General features: G+C 62.4%; 22 protein-coding genes. 8 read left to right on the forward strand and 14 right to left on the reverse strand.

From position 1 onward, the window contains the following. Positions 1-47 precede the first annotated feature (47 nt). Complete coding sequence (locus tag AC6LJY_RS04080; RefSeq protein ID WP_485799984.1) at positions 48-836, reverse strand: aspartyl/asparaginyl beta-hydroxylase domain-containing protein; 789 nt, start codon at positions 834-836, stop codon at positions 48-50. 157 nt (positions 837-993) lie between these two features. Between AC6LJY_RS04080 and AC6LJY_RS04085 the strand changes: the two genes are divergently transcribed. Together AC6LJY_RS04085 and AC6LJY_RS04090 are read left to right on the forward strand one after the other, a co-directional pair. Next, complete coding sequence (locus AC6LJY_RS04085) at positions 994-2,421, forward strand: NAD-dependent succinate-semialdehyde dehydrogenase (RefSeq protein WP_046807447.1); 1,428 nt, start codon at positions 994-996, stop codon at positions 2,419-2,421. 186 nt (positions 2,422-2,607) lie between these two features. Further along, the gene (locus tag AC6LJY_RS04090; protein WP_498135359.1) at positions 2,608-4,779 is read left to right on the forward strand and encodes a metallophosphoesterase; all 2,172 of its coding nucleotides are present in this window, start codon (positions 2,608-2,610) and stop codon (positions 4,777-4,779) included. A gap of 63 nt (positions 4,780-4,842) precedes the next feature. Here the strand turns inward: AC6LJY_RS04090 and AC6LJY_RS04095 are convergent, their stop codons facing one another. Beyond that, on the reverse strand, positions 4,843-5,802 hold the full coding sequence (locus AC6LJY_RS04095; protein ID WP_498135360.1) for an AraC-like ligand-binding domain-containing protein: 960 nt from the start codon (positions 5,800-5,802) through the stop codon (positions 4,843-4,845). 159 nt (positions 5,803-5,961) lie between these two features. Here AC6LJY_RS04095 and AC6LJY_RS04100 point away from each other — a divergent pair, with 159 nt between their 5' ends. The 6 genes from AC6LJY_RS04100 to AC6LJY_RS04125 are packed head-to-tail and all read left to right on the forward strand — an operon-like array spanning position 5,962 to position 11,673. Then, positions 5,962-6,858, forward strand: coding sequence for an alpha/beta fold hydrolase (locus AC6LJY_RS04100; protein WP_498135361.1), 897 nt, complete (start codon positions 5,962-5,964; stop codon positions 6,856-6,858). A 22-nt stretch (positions 6,859-6,880) separates the two neighbouring features. Next, entirely contained in the window at positions 6,881-8,053 is a 1,173-nt protein-coding gene (locus AC6LJY_RS04105; protein ID WP_498135362.1) for a substrate-binding domain-containing protein, read from the forward strand. 15 nt (positions 8,054-8,068) lie between these two features. Further along, entirely contained in the window at positions 8,069-8,839 is a 771-nt protein-coding gene (locus AC6LJY_RS04110) for an ATP-binding cassette domain-containing protein (protein ID WP_314359662.1), read from the forward strand. Further along, a complete protein-coding gene (locus tag AC6LJY_RS04115; RefSeq protein ID WP_046806035.1) occupies positions 8,836-9,588 on the forward strand; it encodes an ABC transporter ATP-binding protein in 753 nt (250 codons plus the stop codon). Before AC6LJY_RS04110 ends, AC6LJY_RS04115 begins: the two co-directional genes overlap by 4 nt. Then, the gene (locus AC6LJY_RS04120; protein ID WP_219991441.1) at positions 9,585-10,595 is read left to right on the forward strand and encodes a branched-chain amino acid ABC transporter permease; all 1,011 of its coding nucleotides are present in this window, start codon (positions 9,585-9,587) and stop codon (positions 10,593-10,595) included. Before AC6LJY_RS04115 ends, AC6LJY_RS04120 begins: the two co-directional genes overlap by 4 nt. A gap of 10 nt (positions 10,596-10,605) precedes the next feature. Further along, positions 10,606-11,673: a branched-chain amino acid ABC transporter permease gene (locus tag AC6LJY_RS04125; protein ID WP_498135363.1), complete on the forward strand. Its 1,068-nt coding sequence runs from the start codon at positions 10,606-10,608 to the stop codon at positions 11,671-11,673. Positions 11,674-11,725: 52 nt separating this feature from the next. Here the strand turns inward: AC6LJY_RS04125 and AC6LJY_RS04130 are convergent, their stop codons facing one another. The 12 genes from AC6LJY_RS04130 to rplC all read right to left on the reverse strand — a co-directional run bounded on the left by AC6LJY_RS04130 (position 11,726) and on the right by rplC (position 17,679). Beyond that, positions 11,726-12,172, reverse strand: coding sequence for a hypothetical protein (locus AC6LJY_RS04130; RefSeq protein ID WP_046806038.1), 447 nt, complete (start codon positions 12,170-12,172; stop codon positions 11,726-11,728). 143 nt (positions 12,173-12,315) lie between these two features. Next, positions 12,316-12,825, reverse strand: a complete 510-nt coding sequence (locus AC6LJY_RS04135) for a hypothetical protein (RefSeq protein WP_498135364.1) — start codon at positions 12,823-12,825, stop codon at positions 12,316-12,318. Positions 12,826-12,912: 87 nt separating this feature from the next. Further along, on the reverse strand, positions 12,913-13,194 hold the full coding sequence (rpsQ, locus tag AC6LJY_RS04140) for a 30S ribosomal protein S17 (RefSeq protein WP_006216549.1): 282 nt from the start codon (positions 13,192-13,194) through the stop codon (positions 12,913-12,915). A 2-nt stretch (positions 13,195-13,196) separates the two neighbouring features. Further along, complete coding sequence (gene rpmC, locus AC6LJY_RS04145) at positions 13,197-13,388, reverse strand: 50S ribosomal protein L29 (protein WP_003806912.1); 192 nt, start codon at positions 13,386-13,388, stop codon at positions 13,197-13,199. A gap of 11 nt (positions 13,389-13,399) precedes the next feature. Next, complete coding sequence (gene rplP / locus AC6LJY_RS04150; RefSeq protein ID WP_006216552.1) at positions 13,400-13,816, reverse strand: 50S ribosomal protein L16; 417 nt, start codon at positions 13,814-13,816, stop codon at positions 13,400-13,402. Between the two features lie 2 nt (positions 13,817-13,818). After that, a complete protein-coding gene (gene rpsC / locus AC6LJY_RS04155) occupies positions 13,819-14,613 on the reverse strand; it encodes a 30S ribosomal protein S3 (protein WP_006216553.1) in 795 nt (264 codons plus the stop codon). 9 nt (positions 14,614-14,622) lie between these two features. Beyond that, positions 14,623-14,952 carry a 50S ribosomal protein L22 gene (gene rplV / locus AC6LJY_RS04160; protein ID WP_006227021.1) on the reverse strand — a complete coding sequence of 110 codons (330 nt, stop codon included), beginning with the start codon at positions 14,950-14,952 and terminating at the stop codon, positions 14,623-14,625. 3 nt (positions 14,953-14,955) lie between these two features. Beyond that, positions 14,956-15,231, reverse strand: coding sequence for a 30S ribosomal protein S19 (gene rpsS / locus AC6LJY_RS04165; RefSeq protein ID WP_006216555.1), 276 nt, complete (start codon positions 15,229-15,231; stop codon positions 14,956-14,958). A gap of 12 nt (positions 15,232-15,243) precedes the next feature. Continuing rightward, positions 15,244-16,071, reverse strand: a complete 828-nt coding sequence (rplB, locus tag AC6LJY_RS04170) for a 50S ribosomal protein L2 (protein ID WP_006216556.1) — start codon at positions 16,069-16,071, stop codon at positions 15,244-15,246. Continuing rightward, complete coding sequence (rplW, locus tag AC6LJY_RS04175; RefSeq protein WP_006216557.1) at positions 16,072-16,368, reverse strand: 50S ribosomal protein L23; 297 nt, start codon at positions 16,366-16,368, stop codon at positions 16,072-16,074. Further along, the gene (rplD, locus tag AC6LJY_RS04180) at positions 16,365-16,985 is read right to left on the reverse strand and encodes a 50S ribosomal protein L4 (protein WP_006216558.1); all 621 of its coding nucleotides are present in this window, start codon (positions 16,983-16,985) and stop codon (positions 16,365-16,367) included. The genes rplW and rplD overlap by 4 nt, the downstream gene beginning before the upstream one ends. 4 nt (positions 16,986-16,989) lie before the next feature. Next, on the reverse strand, positions 16,990-17,679 hold the full coding sequence (gene rplC / locus AC6LJY_RS04185; protein ID WP_052946063.1) for a 50S ribosomal protein L3: 690 nt from the start codon (positions 17,677-17,679) through the stop codon (positions 16,990-16,992). Between the last annotated feature and the right edge of the window lie 269 nt (positions 17,680-17,948).

The following is a 17,948-nucleotide window of genomic DNA, read 5'->3' on the forward strand; positions in this document are numbered from 1 at the left end:
AGACCACGCTCCCCAATAAGGGGAACGGTTTGCGGGCCCTCTGCCCCCTATTTCTGGCGGTAGTAGCCCTTCTCCCAGGCATCGTGATTGGCCTTGCCGCGACGGATTTCGTCCGTGAACGGGGCCGCTCTGAGCACCAGGCGATTCAGCCATTTTACCGGAACACGGCACGGCCTTTCGAAGTCGACGAACAGAACGGCGCGTAGCCCGTCCGTGTCGTTGTGAACCTGGTGGGGATACAGGTCATCGAACACCACGGCCCGGCCTTCCCGCCAGCTATACCGTTCCCCCCCGACTTCTATCCAGCAGCGTTCGGCCGGCTCGGGCACCACCAGCCCCAGGTGCAGGCGCAGCACGCCGTTGTAGGGGCCAGTATGAAGAGGAATTCGCTTGCCCGGTTCCAGGATCGAGAAGAACGCGCTGCGGATACCCGGTATCGCGGTCAATGCGCGGGCGGTTTCCGGGCAACGCGCCAGGTTGCGTTCAGATCGCAGTCCATACCCCATGAAGACAAACGTCTTCCACTGGTCGTCGGACGTAATCATCCCGACATCCGGGGATATCTCATGAAACGCGGGCAGATGCTGGCGTTCTGCCAGCAATTCGGCGAGTTCGGCGCGGATGACCGGGGTCCGCGCCTCTAGCTCGGGGATCCACGGGAACTGGTCATTCTGGAAGATCGGCTTGTCGCCCACCAGCGACGCCCGCGCGATCCGGTGACGTAGCCAATCGATGAAGCGAAAAAGCACGCGCGAATACAGACTGGGCTTGTTGCCGGAAAGCGCGTCAACGGGTTGCACGATGGGTATGGAATCAGGCTGCCTAAGATGGCCCATTGTGTCCAAGCCCGCCCGGGCTTGCAAGACTTGGCCCCTCCCATTGGCTCCAATCCTGCGCTGCGGATTGGCCCTCCCCGCATCGCGCAAGCTGGTTTAGACTGGCGTGGGCGACACGCGATCGCACTCCACTCCTATTTCGCAAGGAAAGACAGGCATGTATGAACAGTTGGCGCTGTATATCGACGGCGAATTCATCTCCGGCGAGGGTAGGCGCACCCAGGACGTCATCAACCCGGCCACGCTTGAAGTGCTGGGCCAGCTGCCTCACGCAACCGAAGCCGATCTGGACCGTGCGCTAGCCGCCGCCCAGCGCGCGTTCGAATCGTGGAAGAAGTCTTCTCCCATGGATCGTTCGGCCATCCTGCGCAAGGTTGCCACGCTGTCGCGCGAGCGCGCCAAGGAAATCGGCCGCAACATGACGCTGGACCAGGGCAAGCCGCTGGCCGAAGCCGTGGGCGAAGTCACCTCTTGCGCTGAACACGCCGACTGGCACGCCGAAGAATGCCGCCGTATCTACGGCCGCGTGGTCCCGCCCCGCAATCCCGATGTACGCCAGTTTGTCGTGCGCGAACCCATCGGCGTCTGCGCCGCGTTCACGCCGTGGAACTTCCCGTACAACCAGGCCATCCGCAAGATCGCCGCCGCGCTCGGCGCCGGATGCACGGTGGTCCTCAAGGGTCCCGAAGATTCGCCCAGCGCCGTCATGGCGATTGCGCGCATGTTCCACGATGCCGGCCTGCCCAAGGGCTGCCTGAACATCGTCTGGGGCGAGCCCGCTAAGATCTCCGACTACCTGATCCGTTCGCCGATCGTGCGCAAGGTGTCGTTCACCGGTTCCGTGCCGGTGGGCAAGCAACTGGCCGCGCTGGCCGGCGCGCACATGAAGCGCGTCACGATGGAATTGGGCGGCCATTCGCCCGTGCTGGTGTTCGACGACGCCGACATCGACCGCGCCGCTGAAATGCTGGCCAAGTTCAAGGTTCGCAACGCTGGTCAGGTCTGCGTGTCGCCCACTCGCTTCTACGTGCAGGAAGGCGCCTACGAGCAGTTCCTGGCCCGCTTCTCGGACGTGCTCAAGAACATCAAGGTCGGCGACGGCCTGGAAGCCGGCACCGACATGGGTCCGCTGGCGCACGAACGCCGCGTACCCGCCATGAGCGCCTTCATCGACGACGCCAAGAAGCACGGCGGCAAGGTCGTGGTGGGCGGTGGCCCGCTGGACCGCAAGGGCTTTTTCTTCGCCCCCACGGTCGTGACGGAACTGCCGGACGACTCGATGCTGATGACCGAAGAACCCTTCGGCCCCGTGGCGCCGGTGGTCCGCTTCAAGGACACGGACGAAGTCCTGCGCCGCGCCAACAGCCTGCCGTTCGGCCTGTCGTCCTACGTGTTCACCAATTCGTTGAAGACCGCCACCAAGGTCTCGAACGGACTGGAAGCCGGCATGGTCAACATCAACCACTTCGGCAGCGCGCTGGCCGAGACGCCGTTCGGTGGCATCAAGGACAGCGGCATCGGTAGCGAAGGCGGCCTGGAAACGTTTGACGGCTACCTCGTCACGAAATTCATCACGCACATCTGAGCGTTCCGCGCTTCAGCCCAAAAGCCCCGCAAGGGGCTTTTTTTCGTCCTGCGGCAGACGGCCATGGCGCGGCGCCGTTTCATGATGCTGTCATGCACGTCCGGGAACATTGCGCCTCGCTGACAGGCAGCTGACCACCCCAAGGGAGGTGCCTGCCCGCCCCACTCTTCAGGATCAGATCGCGCAATGAACGCCCTTTCCCGCTTCGCCCGCACGGCCAGCGCCGCCACCCTTGTGGCCCTGCTCGCCGCTTGTGGCGGCGACGATGACGACAACAACAATCCCCCGGTCGCACAGACGCCCCCACCCGTCACGGAAACGCCGGCCGCGCCGCCCGCCCCCGTGCAAGTGGCGTTCATGCCCGACATCCACTTCCACGATGTGTACGCCGACTTCAAGGACGGTTCGTTCCCGGGCATTCCGAATCCCAAGCACGGCGAGAACGCAACGATCCGCACGATGTATGCGCAGTTGACGTCGACGCGCCTGTTCAACGAGAACTACTTCGCCTTCCTGGCCGCGCTGGACGACGCCGTTGCGCGCGGCGTGAAGTACATCGCATTGCCGGGCGACTTCTCGGACGACGGCCAGCCCGTGCACATGCGCGGCCTGGTGAAGATCATGGATGACTACTCCAAGAAGCACGGCATCCAGTTCTTTGCCGCCCCCGGCAACCATGACCCCAACCGGCCCTTCAACCAGGCGGCCGGCAAGAGCGACTACCTGGGCCTGGACCCCACGACCGGCGCCATCGGCTTCTCGCAACCGATCTACAGCCGCGGCGGCAACGCCGCGTGCAGCACGCCTTACAGCGGCGACTGGGCGCGCATCGGCAACACGTACTGCACGGAAGAAGTCCTGCACATGGGCTACGCCGGCATCACGGACGCGCTCAAGCAGCATGGCTTCATGCCGCAGCCGCAAAACGTCTATTACGAAACGCCGTACAGCACCTACAAGTACGAAGACTACGACTACACCACGGCATTGGATCAGGCCAACTGGATCAACCGCCAGTACGAGATCTGCGCCGAAGGCACGGGCGGCCCGAACAAGCCGCAGAACTACACGCTGTGCAAGATGGTGCCAGACACGTCCTACGTGGTTGAGCCGGTCAAGGGCGTGTGGCTGGTCGGCATCGATGCCAACGTCTACGTGCCCACGGGCATCGGCGCCAATGATTTCACCGGCTCGGGTGACCAGGGCTACAACAAGATGCTGACGCACAAGGCCCACGTCATCAAATGGTTGGCTGACGTCGTCGCGCGCGGCAAGGCGCAGGGCAAGCAGGTCATCGCGTTCAGCCACTTCCCGATGTCCGAGTTTTTCAACGGCGCCTCCGACGACATCGAAGCGCTGCTGGGCGCGAACAAGATGCAGATGATCCGGCGTCCGGCGGAGAACACCACCCGCGCCCTGGCCGAAACCGGCCTGAAGGTGCACGTGGGCGGACATATGCACTTTAACGACATGGCCGCCCGCAACTACGGCGGCGACACGGCGCTGTTCAATATCCAGGCGCCGTCCATGGCGGCGTACGTGCCGGCCTACAAGCTGATGACGCTGCAAAGCGCCGACAAGATCGAAGTACAGACCATCCGCCTGGACAAGGTGCCGCGCTTTGACGAACTGTTCGACCTGTATCGCGCCGAGAACGCCTACACCACGCCGCCCCGCTGGGACGTGTCGATCCTTGACGCCAAGGACTACGGCGACTTCACGTATCGCTACATGAGCGAGCTGGTGCGCCTGCGCCTGCTTAACGACGACTGGCGTTGCGAGATGCGCGAACTGGTCAAAAGCCCGCTGACCGGCGCCGACCTGCTGACGCTGTCGCAACTGCAAACCAGCGTCACGCTCAAGGAACTGGCGAACACCGGCAATCAGAGCAATCTGACGCCGGCCTTCTTTGCCTGCCTGTCGGACGGCGGCGGTACCGGAGCCAGCAACGCGGCGTATGCCGGCAACCTGGCTGACGCGCAGGCGCGTGCACAAGCCCTGGCGCAAGCCAACGGCATGCAGCTGTCGGACTTCGCGCAGTGGAAGGCACTGGACATGGCGGGCGACTTCGTGCGCATTGCCAATGCCGGCGACCTGGCCTTTGCCGACATGCCGGCCCAACGCGCCAGCCAGTACAAGCTGCTGGCCCAGGCGCTGGCCAACACGAACGCTTCCGTGCAAATGAGCGGCAACAGCGTCAGCAACGCCAATACGCTTGCCGACCTGTTCAAGGCGCGCTTCAAGCCGCTGATGGCGATCATGCTGAAGCTGGCGGCAGGCGCGCCGTCCGAACACATCCGGCTGGACCTGACCAGCAACAGCATTGTGGATCTGTCGAATCGGCCGTCACCGTTCTAAGCCAGCGCTGAACGGCTGACCGGTAAAACAAGACGGCTCATTCGTGAGCCGTCTTTTTTTGACTCAGCAGCGTGCGCGCATATCGCGCGCGGTGATGCCGAAGCGGCTCTTGAACAGCCGACTGAAATGCGACGGGTGTGAAAAGCCGACCTGATAGGCCAGCTCGGCGATGCCGCGGTGCCGATGCCGCGGGTCCAGCAGCAGCTCGCGGCATTTATCCAGGCGCTGATCGAAGATGAACGACTCCACCGACAGGCCGCCCGCGCGCAAGATGCGGTGCAGATACGCCACCGACACGCCGCAGCCTTGCGCAACGTGCTGCGGCGACAAGCCAGGGTCGGCCAGGTGCCGGCGGATGTAGGCCAACACGCGCTGGCGATGCGCCAACGTAACGCTGCTGTCCGTTTCAGACGCATGCCCCTGCCCCGCCTGCACCAGGAACAGCACGATCAGGTCGATCAACCTTTCGCCAAGCTCGGTCACTTCAGTATCGGACCAGCTGCCCATGCCCTTGAACAGGTGGTCCATGAAGCCGGCCAGCATCGCCCCGCGCGGCGACCCGTCATCGATGCGCAACTTGTGGAACGCGCCGATGCGCGAATCGCGCTGCGTCAGCGCACTGCGAGGAAACGACACGCTAAGACTACGGTAGCCGGCCGCCCCCAACGCCGTCGCCTGATACGGCAGGCTTTGGTTCATCAGGTACACGCAGCCCGGCTCCACCTGAAAATCGCGCCCCTGCTGCCGCACGGCCAACGGCCCCGCCAGCGGCATGCCAAACGTATAGAACTCCTGGTCCAGCCGCGACACATTACCGGCCGTGCGTTCCAGCTTCTGTCCCTGATAGTGCAGGTCATTGAACTGCAAGCTGGCGCGACGCGCGTAGCGCACATGGCCGGCGAAATGGTCGGCTTTGCCGCGGTGCACCTCGAACGGACCGAACGCGTCGGCCAGCGCCGCCCGCCATTGCTCGCGCCCGTCGGCGCCTGCGGTGGCCGATATGGCGAATTCCGTGTCCGGCATGTCGCGGTCTCCTGTACGCGGCCCAGCGCAATTTGATCTTGCGTCTACAAGCTCTTGACTCACCCTGCCCTGGGGTGCGCGGCGCATTGTCGATGCGTCTGGCGCAAGTCTATATTCAGCCCGATAAGCACACAACCTGGACAACCCGGGAGGAGACTCATGGCAACCGAGCCCGCAACGGCCGCCCGCCACACGCCGGTTTCGCGCTATGTGCGTTGCGAAGGACGCGAGCTGCACTACATGGAATGGGGCGCGCGCGACGCGCCGCCCCTCATCATGTGGCACGGCCTGGCTCGAACCGGCCGCGACTTCGACGACCTGGCAGAAGCGCTGGCCGGTGACTACCGCGTCATCTGCCCCGACACGATCGGCCGCGGCCTGTCGCAATGGAGCCCCGACCCGGCGGCCGAATACTGCCTGGATTTCTATGCAAGGCTGGCGCGCGCGCTGGCCGATGCCTTGTCGCTTACCCGTATGCGATGGGTCGGCACATCGATGGGCGGCGCCACAGGCATGCACGCGGCCGCCACCACCTTACGCGACCGGATCTCACATCTGGCGGTCAATGACATCGGACCCGAGCTGCCCAAGCCGGCCATCGAACGCATCCTGGCGTACGCGGGCAACCCGCCCGCCTTTGATACCGTCACAGAACTCGAAGCCTGGCTGCGCGTCGCCTACCAGCCCTATGGGTGGCAAAGCGATGCGCAATGGCGGCGCATGGCAGAGACGTCGGTCCGCCGGCTTCCCGATGGCCGCGTCACGCCGCATTACGACCCCGCCATCGTCGGCCAATTTCGCCATCATCCCAATGACTACGACCGCTGGAGCGGCTACGACTCGCTGCGCATGCCGGTGCTGTTGCTGCGCGGCGCGCAATCCGACCTGTTGCTGCCGGAAGTCGCTGATGCCATGACGCAGCGCGGTCCGCGTGCAACGCGCATCGACTTCCCCGACTGCGGCCACGCCCCCGCATTGAACGTCGCGCCGCAGATCGACGCCATCCGCCAATTTCTTGCCACGCCGGATCACACGGCGAACGCTTGCGCCCGTTGATACTGATACCAGGAGACTTCCCATGAATCGCATACTGCTCGCCGCGCTCGCGGCGCTTTGCATGACCTCGACGGTCGCCGCCAAGGATTTCGTCGTCGCCCACGTGTACGACAAGACCGGGCCGCTGGAGGCCTATGCCAAACAGACGCAGAACGGCTTGATGCTGGGCCTGGAGTACGCCACGCAAGGCACGATGACCGTGGCTGGCCGCAAGATCCGCGTCATTGAAAAGGACAACCAGGGCAAGCCCGACGTTGCCCGCGCGCAGCTGGCGTCGGCCTATGCGGACGACAACGCCGACATCGCCGTGGGCCCCACGTCGTCAGGCGTCGCGTTGGCCATGCTGCCCATCGCCGAGGAATACGAAAAGATCCTGCTGGTCGAGCCCGCCGTCGCGGATTCGATCACCGGCGAAAAATGGAACAAGTACATTTTCCGCACCGGCCGCAACTCGTCGCAGGACGCCATCGCCAACGCGGTCGCGTTCGACCAGGCGGGCACATCCATCGCCATGTTGGCGCAAGACTACGCATTTGGCCGTGACGGCGTGAAGGCCTTCAAGGGTGCGCTGAAAAACGCCAAGATCGTGCACGAGGAATATCTGCCGGCCAACGCCACGGACTTCACCGCCGGCGCGCAGCGCCTGTTTGATGCGTTGAAAGACAAGCCCGGCCGCAAGATCATCTTCATCCTGTGGGCCGGCGCCGGCAACCCGTTCAAGATAGCCGACCTGGACCCCAAGCGCTTCGGCATTGAAATTGCCACGGGCGGCAACACGCTGGCCGCGATGACGCCGCTGAAGTCCCTGGCCGGCATGGAAGGTGCCACGTATTACTACTACGGCATTCCGAAGAATCCCATCAACGATTGGCTGGTTGCCGAACATCAGAAGCGCTTCGGGCAGCCGCCCGACTTCTTCACGGCCGGCGGCATGTCTTCGGGCATCGCGATCGTGGCGGCGCTGAACAAGACCGCGGGCAACGCCGACACCGACACGCTCATCAAGGCAATGGAAGGCATGAGTTTCGATACGCCCAAGGGCAAGATGACGTTGCGCCCCGAAGACCATCAGGCGATGCAGTCGATGTACCACTTCCGCATCAAGAACGATCCTTCCGTGCCGTGGGCCGTGCAGGATCTGGTCAAGGAAATCACGCCCGATCAGATGAATGTGCCCATTCAGAACAAGCGTTGAAGGCCGGTTGCCGCCATGCTGGAAACCCAATCGCTTACGATCCGCTTCGGCGGGCACGTGGCCGTCAACAACGTCAGTTGCCGCTACGAGCCGGGCACGCTGACGGCCATTGTCGGCCCCAACGGCGCGGGCAAGACAACCTACTTCAACTTGATCTCTGGCCAGTTGCGTGCCAGCGCAGGGTCGGTAAGTCTGAACGGGCGCGACCTGACGTCGCTATCGGCCCCTGCACGCATGCACGCCGGGCTGGGCCGTGCATTTCAGCTGACGCAGCTGTTCCCGCGCCTGTCCGTGCACGAGAACGTGCGGCTGGCGCTGCAATCGCGCCAACAAGGTCTGAGCTGGCGTCAGATTCGCTTCTGGCGAACCTGGGACGATGATCGCAAACTGCTGGCGCGCGCCGATGCGCTGCTTGAACGTACCCGCTTGTCGGCACGCCGCGACCAGGCTGCGGCCGACCTGCCGCATGGCGATCAGCGCAAGCTGGAAATCGCCATGTTGATCGCCCTGGAGCCGCAGGTTTTCATGTTTGACGAGCCCACGGCCGGCATGAGCGTGGACGATGTACCCGTGGTGCTGGAGTTGATTCGCGAACTGAAAACCGACCCCTCGAAAACAATCCTGCTGGTCGAGCACAAGATGGACGTGGTGCGTGAATTGGCCGACCGCATCGTCGTACTGCATAACGGCCAATTGATGGCCGATGGCGAGCCCGCCGCTGTCATCGCCTCGCCCATCGTGCAACAGGCATACCTGGGTATCGCGCCCGTGGAGAACCCCGCATGAGCGCGCCGCCGCTACTTGAATTGAAGGACGTGCACACGCACATCGGTGCGTATCACATCCTGCACGGCGTCGATCTTGCGGTGCCGGCGTCGGCGGTCACCATGCTGCTGGGCCGCAACGGCGCGGGCAAGACCACGACGCTGCGCACCATCATGGGCTTGTGGCGCGCCTCGCAAGGCCAGGTGCGGTTTGACGGCGCGCCCGTCGGCGGGCCGGGCACCCGCACATCGCCGCCCGACATGGCCCGCATGGGCATGGCCTACGTACCGGAGAACATGGGCATCTTTGCCGACCTTTCCGTCAAGGAAAACATCTTGCTGGCCGCGCGCCAGGCCCGAACCGAGGCGCAGTTGGACACGGCGCGGTTGGAATGGATCTTCGGATTCTTCCCGGCACTGAAGAAGTTCTGGCTACACCCCGCCGGCAAGCTGTCCGGAGGCCAGAAACAGATGCTTGCCGTGGCGCGCGCCATCATCGAACCGCGCCGGCTACTGCTGATCGATGAGCCCAGCAAGGGCCTGGCGCCCGCCATCATCCAGAACATGATCGACGCCTTCATCGAACTCAAGCAGGCGTCCACCACCATTTTGCTGGTCGAGCAGAACTTCAACTTTGCGCGCCGTGTCGGCGACCATGTCGCCGTCATGGACGACGGCCGTATCGTCCACGCGGGCGCCATGCAGACGTTGGCGCAAGACGAGGCGCTACAGACCCGCCTGCTGGGCCTATCGCTGGGAAGCCATCAATGAGCACCTTGGATATCGATACCCCACTGCCACGCGTGCGCGCGGACTTGCGCCCCGTGCTGCTGGTGGTCGCATTGGCCGCGCTTGCGCTGCCGCTGGTCGGGTCGTTTTCGACCTGGATCACCCTGACGTTGGCCGGCCTGGCCATGGGCATGATTATCTTCATCGTCGCCTCGGGCATGACGCTGGTGTTCGGGCTGATGGATGTATTGAACTTCGGCCACGGCCTGTTCATTGCCATCGGCGCGTACATGGCGGCCACGGTGCTGGGGTCGATGTCCGACTGGACGCAGACGGCAAGCCTGTGGACGAACATGGTTGCGGTACTGCCGGCCATGATCGTGGGCATGCTTGTGGCCGGCGCGGTGGGCCTGGCCTTTGAACGCGTCATTGTGCGGCCGGTGTACGGCCAGCATCTGAAGCAGATCCTGATCACCATGGGCGGCATGATCATCGGCGAAGAGATCATCAAGATGATCTGGGGTCCGCAGACGCTGTCGCTCCCGCTGCCCGAGGCGCTGCGCGGCGCGTTCCTGCTTGGCGATGCCGCGATCGAGAAATTTCGCATCGTCGCGCTCGCAGTCGGCGTGCTGGTGCTGGGCGGCATGCTGTGGCTGCTGAACCGGACCAAGTTGGGGCTGCTGATTCGCGCCGGGGTCGAAGACCGGGAAATGGTCGAAAGCCTGGGCTATCGAATCCGGCACCTGTTCGTGGGCGTGTTCGTGGCGGGGTCCATGCTGGCCGGCCTGGGCGGCGTGCTGTGGGGCATGTATCAGCAATCCATCGTGCCGCAGTTAGGTGCGCAGGTAAACGTGCTGATCTTCATCGTCATCATGATCGGCGGATTGGGCTCGACGGTGGGCTGCCTGATCGGCGCGCTGCTGGTTGGCTTGATGGCCAACTACACCGGCTTCCTGGTCCCCAAGGCGGCCTTGTTCTCGAACATCGCCCTGATGGTCGCCATTTTGTTGTGGCGGCCGCAAGGCGTGTATCCGGTCACCAACCGCTAGGAATCGCGACATGTCATTCCGCCTGCTCTCCGGCGATCCGCCGCGCAGCCCTTTGCTGGCGCTGGCGCTGATTGCGATTGTCGCCCTGCTGCTTGCCACGCCGTTTCTCTTTCCCGGCCCCAAGTCGCTGGCCGTGGCCGCCAAGATGCTGGTGTTCGTCATCCTTGTGGCCAGCTATGACCTGCTGCTGGGCTATACCGGCATCGTCAGCTTTGCGCACACCATGTTCTTCGGCATCGGCGCCTATGGCGTGGCGATCGCCAGCATCCGCATGGAGCCCGGCTGGACGGCGGTGTTCGCCGGCGTGGGCGCGGGCCTGCTTGTGTCGCTGGCCTTTGCATTGCTGATCGGCTTGGCAAGCCTGCGTGTGCGCGCAATCTTCTACGCCATGATCACCTTGGCGGTGGCCGCCGCCTTCCAGACGCTGGTCTCGCAACTGTCCACGCTGACGGGCGGCGAAGACGGCCTTAACTTCAAGGTGCCGCAACTGCTTCGCCCCGCGTTCCGACCGTTGTCAGAACCCGTATTAGGCGTCACGATCGACGGCCGCATCATTACGTATTATTTGATCGCCGCCGTCTGCGTCGTGCTGTTCCTGATGCTGCTGCGCATCGTCAATTCCCCGTTCGGCCGCGTGCTGCAAGCGATCCGCGAAAACCCCTTCCGCGCCGAAGCCATCGGCTATCGCACCGTGCTGTATCGCAGCCTGTCCAACCTGCTTGCCGCCGCCTTCGCCACGCTGGCCGGCGCGATGTACGCGCTATGGCTGCGCTACAACGGGCCGGACACTTCGCTGTCGTTCGAGATCATGCTGAACATTCTGCTGATGCTGGTGATCGGCGGCATGGGGACGATGTATGGCGCCGTGGTGGGCGCCAGCTTGTTCGTGTTCGCGCAAAGCTATCTTCAAGATGGCCTGCACGTCCTCCACGATGCGGTGACCGGCGTGGCGCCGTTGGCGTTGCTGTTCGAACCGGACCGCTGGCTGCTGTGGCTGGGCATCCTGTTCGTCGTGTCGGTGTATTACTTTCCAACGGGGATCGCGGGGCGCCTGCGGGAACTGGCGCGACGGCGCTGACGCGGGGACGCGCCCGCGCGCACGACCTCGCCGCGCGCGCAGGCACCTCGCGTTATTTCACCTTGCTACGTACACGATCCAGGTCGCGGCTAAGCTGATCGATCTGGCGCTGCATCGCGCTGAACTGCCGCTCGTTCGCGCTGTTGCTGCTGCTACTGCTACTGCTACTACGGTTGCTGTCGCTTTGTTTTCGCTCCAATGCGGCAATCTTTTTCTCCTGATCGTCCACTTTGCGTTGCAGCGCGCGGTTCTGGTTCTTCAGGTCATCCAAAGTACGCGTTTGATCACGAACCTGATCCATCGTCCTCTGCAACTCTCGGACTTCCATGCCAGTTCGCGCTCGGCTATCGCTACCAACGACCAAAACGCTGTCGTAGATGGGCCGAGAGACTTCCACATCCTTGAAAACAATGCTTTGCGCGCTTGCAGCTGCAGAAAATCCCACGCCCGCCCACACCATGAAAGCTGCAGCGCCAAGCTTGCCCGGAGACTTGATCATCTATGCCACTCCTGTGGTCAGAATTGTCAGCGCAATAGGTGCGCTGACAGCACTTATATCAAGAACCATGGGCCGTTGTAACAACGCTGGTGCCGATAACGGCTACGCTGCGTTTCAAAAGCGGCACCGGCCGGCTTCAGCGCTTACTTTCCGCCCTGGCGCATCGATTCCGCGTCGCGGCGCATACCGTCGACGCGCCGCTGCATCTCGTCGATCTTGCCTCTATCAAGCTGCGAGCCAGAGGGCGTGGGCTGCAAAGGCCGCATCGTCGAGCCGGAGTTCAACGGCATCATCGCCGGCGGCGCAGTCCCGGCGCCCGCAGGCTTCTGAGTGAACAGGCGTTCCAGCATCAGCAGCTGATTGCGCTGGTTTTCAAGCGTCTGCTCCTGCGACGCCAAGGCCTGTTCGTCCTCGTCTTCCGAGCCGAAGATGGCTGCGTGGTCGCGAGATCCGGTAGGCGGTTTGACCCGAGGCTCGGGTCCCGCATTCAAGACGTTCTTGCCGGTCCTGGCGTCATCGGGCGACGGCGCCGAAGGGGCAGCTTGGCCCGCGTTCACGGCTTGCGCGGCTGCCGCGCCGGCCAGGCACAAGGCGGCCCCAAGCGCATGGGCCGTGACGATACTGCGCACGATGTTGCTGACTCGATTCGGCATGGATTTCAAAGACGAAAAAAAACGGCAAGGGGTTTAGCCCTTGCCGTTTTATATCAGAACGGCGAACCGTTCCGATGACTGCATCACTTAGATGATACGTGCGGCTTCAACCAGACGCACCACACGCCACGACTTCGAGCGCGAGATGGGACGGCCTTCAGCGATTTCAACCGTATCGCCTTCGTTGTATTGGTTCGATTCATCGTGCGCCTTGTACTTCGCGGAGCGCATGATGATCTTGCCGAAGATGGGGTGCTTGACGCGGCGCTCGACGAGCACAACGACAGTCTTGTCCATCTTGTTGCTGACGACCTTGCCAACCAGCGTACGCTGGCGCTTGGCCACTTGGGTGTTTTGAGTTTCGCTCATGTTTATTTCCCTGCCTTCTCGGTCAGCAAGGTACGAACGCGCGCAATGTCGCGACGCACGTTGCGCAGCTGGCTGGTGTTGGCCAGTTGCTGCGTGGCCTTCTGCATACGCAGACCGAATTGTGCCTTCAGCAGGCTTTCGAGCTCTTTGCCGAGCTCGGCGGCGTCTTTCGAACGGAGTTCGCTAGCTTTCATGTTAGTACTCCTTAAGCACCGATATGACGCGCGACGAACGTGGTCGAAATCGGCAGCTTGGCAGCGGCCAGGCGGAAAGCTTCACGCGCGATCTCTTCGCTCACACCTTCCATTTCGTAGAGCACTTTGCCGGGCTGAATTTCAGCGACCCAGTACTCAGGATTGCCCTTACCGTTACCCATACGGACTTCGGCGGGCTTTTGCGAGATGGGCTTATCCGGGAAAATGCGAATCCAGATACGGCCGCCACGCTTGATGTGACGATTGATAGCACGACGAGCGGCTTCGATCTGGCGAGCGGTCAGACGGCCACGGCCGGTGGCCTTCAGACCGAATTCGCCGAACGACACGTGGGTACCACGAGTCGCCAGACCGGTGTTGCGGCCCTTCTGCTCTTTGCGATACTTTCTGCGAGAGGGTTGCAGCATGGTTATTCTCCTTCAGGCGCCGGAGCAGCGTCCGCCTTGCGGGGACCACCACGACCACGACCACCCGGACGACCGGTGCGAGCACCGTCCGGACGATCACCACGCGGAGCGCGGCGCGGACGACGTTCTTCTTCGCGCGGGGCAGCGGTTTCCGGCGGCAATTCGCCGTTAGCCAGCATGTCGCCCTTGTAGACCCAGACCTTGATGCCGATCACGCCATACGTGGTGTGGGCTTCGGAGGTGCCGTAGTCGATGTTGGCCTTGAGGGTGTGCAGCGGCACACGGCCTTCGCGATACCACTCGGTGCGAGCAATTTCGATACCGTTCAGACGGCCCGAGCTCATGATCTTGATGCCTTGGGCACCCAGACGCATCGCGTTTTGCATCGCGCGCTTCATTGCGCGACGGAACATGATGCGCTTCTCGAGCTGTTGCGAGATCGAGTCGGCGATCAGTTGAGCATCGGTTTCCGGCTTGCGGATTTCTTCGATGTTGACGTGCACAGGCACGCCCATCAGACGCTGCAGATCAGCCTTCAGGCTTTCGATGTCTTCGCCGCGCTTGCCGATCACCACGCCCGGACGAGCCGAGTAGACGGTGATGCGGGCATTCTTGGCCGGACGCTCGATGATCACGCGACCAACGGAGGCGCTCTTGAGCTTCTTTTTCAGGTACTCGCGAACGCGAATGTCTTCGGCAAGCATCGTGCCGAAGGCCTTGTCGTCGGCGAACCAACGCGAGGACCAATTACGGGTGACCGCGAGACGGAACCCAGTGGGGTGAATTTTCTGACCCATCGTGACTCCTTAAGCTCCGACCTTGACCGTGATATGGCAGGTCTGCTTCTCGATACGGTTGCCGCGGCCCTTGGCGCGAGCGGAGAAGCGCTTCATCGACTGAGCCTTGTCCACAAAAATCGTGGTGACTTTCAGTTCGTCGATATCGGCGCCGTCGTTGTGCTCGGCGTTGGCGATGGCGGACTCGACAGCCTTCTTCAGGATGACGGCAGCCTTCTTCGGCGAGAAGGTGAGGATTTCCAGGGCACGGCCGACCTTCTGGCCACGGATCAAGTCCGCAACCAAACGGGTCTTCTGTGCCGAGATGTGCACCCCACGGATAATGGCAGTAGTTTCCATCGCTTACCTCTTCGCCTTCTTGTCCGCAGCGTGGCCCTTGAACGTACGGGTCAGCGCGAACTCGCCCAGCTTGTGACCGACCATGTTCTCGTTGATGTACACGGGGACATGTTGCTTGCCGTTGTGGACCGCGATCGTCAGACCGATGAACTCGGGCAGGATCGTGGAACGACGCGACCAGGTCTTGATCGGCTTCTTGTCTTTGCCCGCGACGGCCGTGTCCACCTTTTTGATCAGGTGAGCATCGACAAACGGGCCTTTCTTGATCGAACGTGACATAGTGTTCGCCTCTTACTTGCGCTTGCGCCGTTGGACGATCATATTGTTCGTCCGCTTGTTGCGACGGGTCTTGAAACCCTTCGCCGGGGTGCCCCACGGGCTGACCGGCTCGCGTGCCTCACCGGTACGGCCTTCGCCGCCACCGTGCGGGTGATCCACCGGGTTCATGGCAACGCCACGAACCGTCGGGCGGATACCACGCCAACGCATTGCACCGGCCTTGCCGATTTGGCGCAGGCTGTGTTCTTCGTTACCGACTTCACCAATGGTGGCGCGGCATTCGATGTGCACACGGCGAACTTCACCCGAGCGCAGACGAACCTGAGCGTAGATGCCTTCGCGAGCCAGCAGGACGGCGGAAGCGCCGGCCGAACGGACCATTTGAGCACCCTTGCCAGGCAGCATTTCGACGCAGTGAATCGTCGTACCCACCGGGATGTTGCGGATCGGCAGCGTGTTACCAGCGCGGATCGGAGCATCGGTGCCCGACAGCAAGGTAGCACCCACTTCCAGACCACGCGGAGCGATGATGTAACGACGTTCGCCGTCGGCGTAGCACAGCAGAGCAATGTGCGCCGTACGGTTGGGGTCATATTCCAGACGCTCGACCTTTGCCGGGATACCGTCCTTGTCGCGACGGAAGTCGACGACACGGTAGTGTTGCTTGTGACCACCACCACGGTGGCGGATCGTGATGTGACCGTTGTTGTTACGGCCAGAACCACGGGTCTTCTTTTCCAGCAGCGGCGCGTAGGGCTCACCCTTGTGCAGGTTCGGGCTAACAACCTTCACCATGCCACGGCGGCCAGCCGATGTCGGCTTAACTTTTACGAGGGCCATTTACTTCACCTCCGCAAAGTCGATTTCCTGGCCGTCCTTGAGCGACACGTAAGCCTTGCGCTCATTACGGCGACGGCCAACGAATCGGCCAAAGCGCTTGACTTTGCCCTTACGGTTGAGGACCTGCACGGACTCGACCTGCACTTTGAAGAGCAGTTCGACGGCAGCCTTGATTTCCGGCTTGGTAGCGTCAGCCACGACACGGAAAGCGACTTGCTGATTCTTCTCAGCGACGAACGTGGCCTTTTCGGTCACGATCGGAGCCAGAATGACTTGCATCAAGCGTTCAGCGTTCATCCCAGCATCTCCTCGAGTTGAGCGATGGCCGGCTTGGTGATCAGCACTTTCTTGTAGTGGACCAGCGACAACGGATCGGCATAACGGGGCTCGACAACAGCAACGTGCGGCAGGTTGCGGGTGGCGAGGTAAACATTCTCATCAACGCTGTCGGTGATGATCAGGACCGAGTCCAGGCCCAGGCTCTTCAGCTTTGCAGCAGCAGCCTTGGTCTTGGGCGATTCCAGATCAAACGATTCGACAACGGCGATACGGTCTTCACGAGCCAGTTGCGACAAGATCGAACGGATCCCGGCGCGGTACATCTTCTTGTTGACCTTCTGGCTGAAGTTCTCTTCGGGCGAGTTCGGGAAAATCCGACCACCGCCACGCCACAGCGGCGACGAAGTCATACCAGCGCGTGCGCGGCCGGTACCCTTCTGGCGCCAGGGCTTCTTGGTCGAGTGCTTAACTTCGGCACGATCCTTCTGAGCGCGGTTGCCGGCACGGGCATTGGCTTGGAAAGCCACCACGATCTGATGAATCAGCGCTTCGTTGAAGTCACGGCCGAAGATCGTATCGGGCGCGCTGAACGTAGCAGCGGCCTGACCTTGGTCGTTCAGGAGCTTGAGATCCATTTACTTACGCTCCCTTCTTGGCCGGGGCCTTGATGGCCGGGCGCACGACGATGTCGGCGCCAGCGTGGCCGGGGACAGCGCCCTTGACCAACAGCAGGCCACGCTCAACGTCAACGCGAACGACGTCGAGGTTTTGAACGGTGCGGGTGACATCACCCAGGTGACCAGCCATCTTCTTACCCGGGAACACGCGGCCCGGATCTTGAGCTTGGCCAATCGAGCCCGGGACGCGGTGCGAACGGGAGTTACCGTGCGACGCGCGTTGCGAACCGAAGTGGTGACGCTTGATGGTACCGGCGAAGCCTTTACCAATGGTCGTGCCCGTCACGTCGACCTGTTGGCCGGCTTCGAACACGGATTCCACGGCGATCACGGAACCGGCTGCAAATTCAGCAGCGCGGGCGGGATCAAGGCGGAATTCTTTGAGGATGCTACCGGCTTCAGTGCCGGCTTTGGCGTAGTGGCCCGTTTGCGGCTGAGCCACACGCGAGGCACGACGAGTGCCATAAGCCACCTGGATCGCGGCGTAGCCGTCGGTTTCCAGCGACTTAACTTGGGTCACGCGGTTGTTAGACACGTCCAGCACGGTTACCGGGATGGATTCACCTTCCTCGGTAAAAATGCGGGTCATGCCGACCTTGCGACCCACCAGCCCCAGCCGGTGAGCGGCGGGCGTGGGTGTCGAATTCGACATCGTTTTCTCCATTCCTGACTGCGATTGGTCAGGGCTAATCAGGCAAAAGGTAACGGCCTTTGCCCTACGACTATGTTCAACCTGGTTGGTATTGCCTTATAGGCCGCCTTGCCTCGCAGCAAAGGGATTCAAGCCAATCCGCCCATAGTTAGACTTGCCACAAAATGGCAAGCTTGGCATATTAGCATGATTTTTTCAGGCAGCACAAGCACTTAGCGGCTTAAAGGCATGCGCAAGCGCGCATATTTGCCACACTTTGGACGGCGTTG

It is taken from the genome of Achromobacter sp. RT286_PF, from assembly GCF_059760425.1.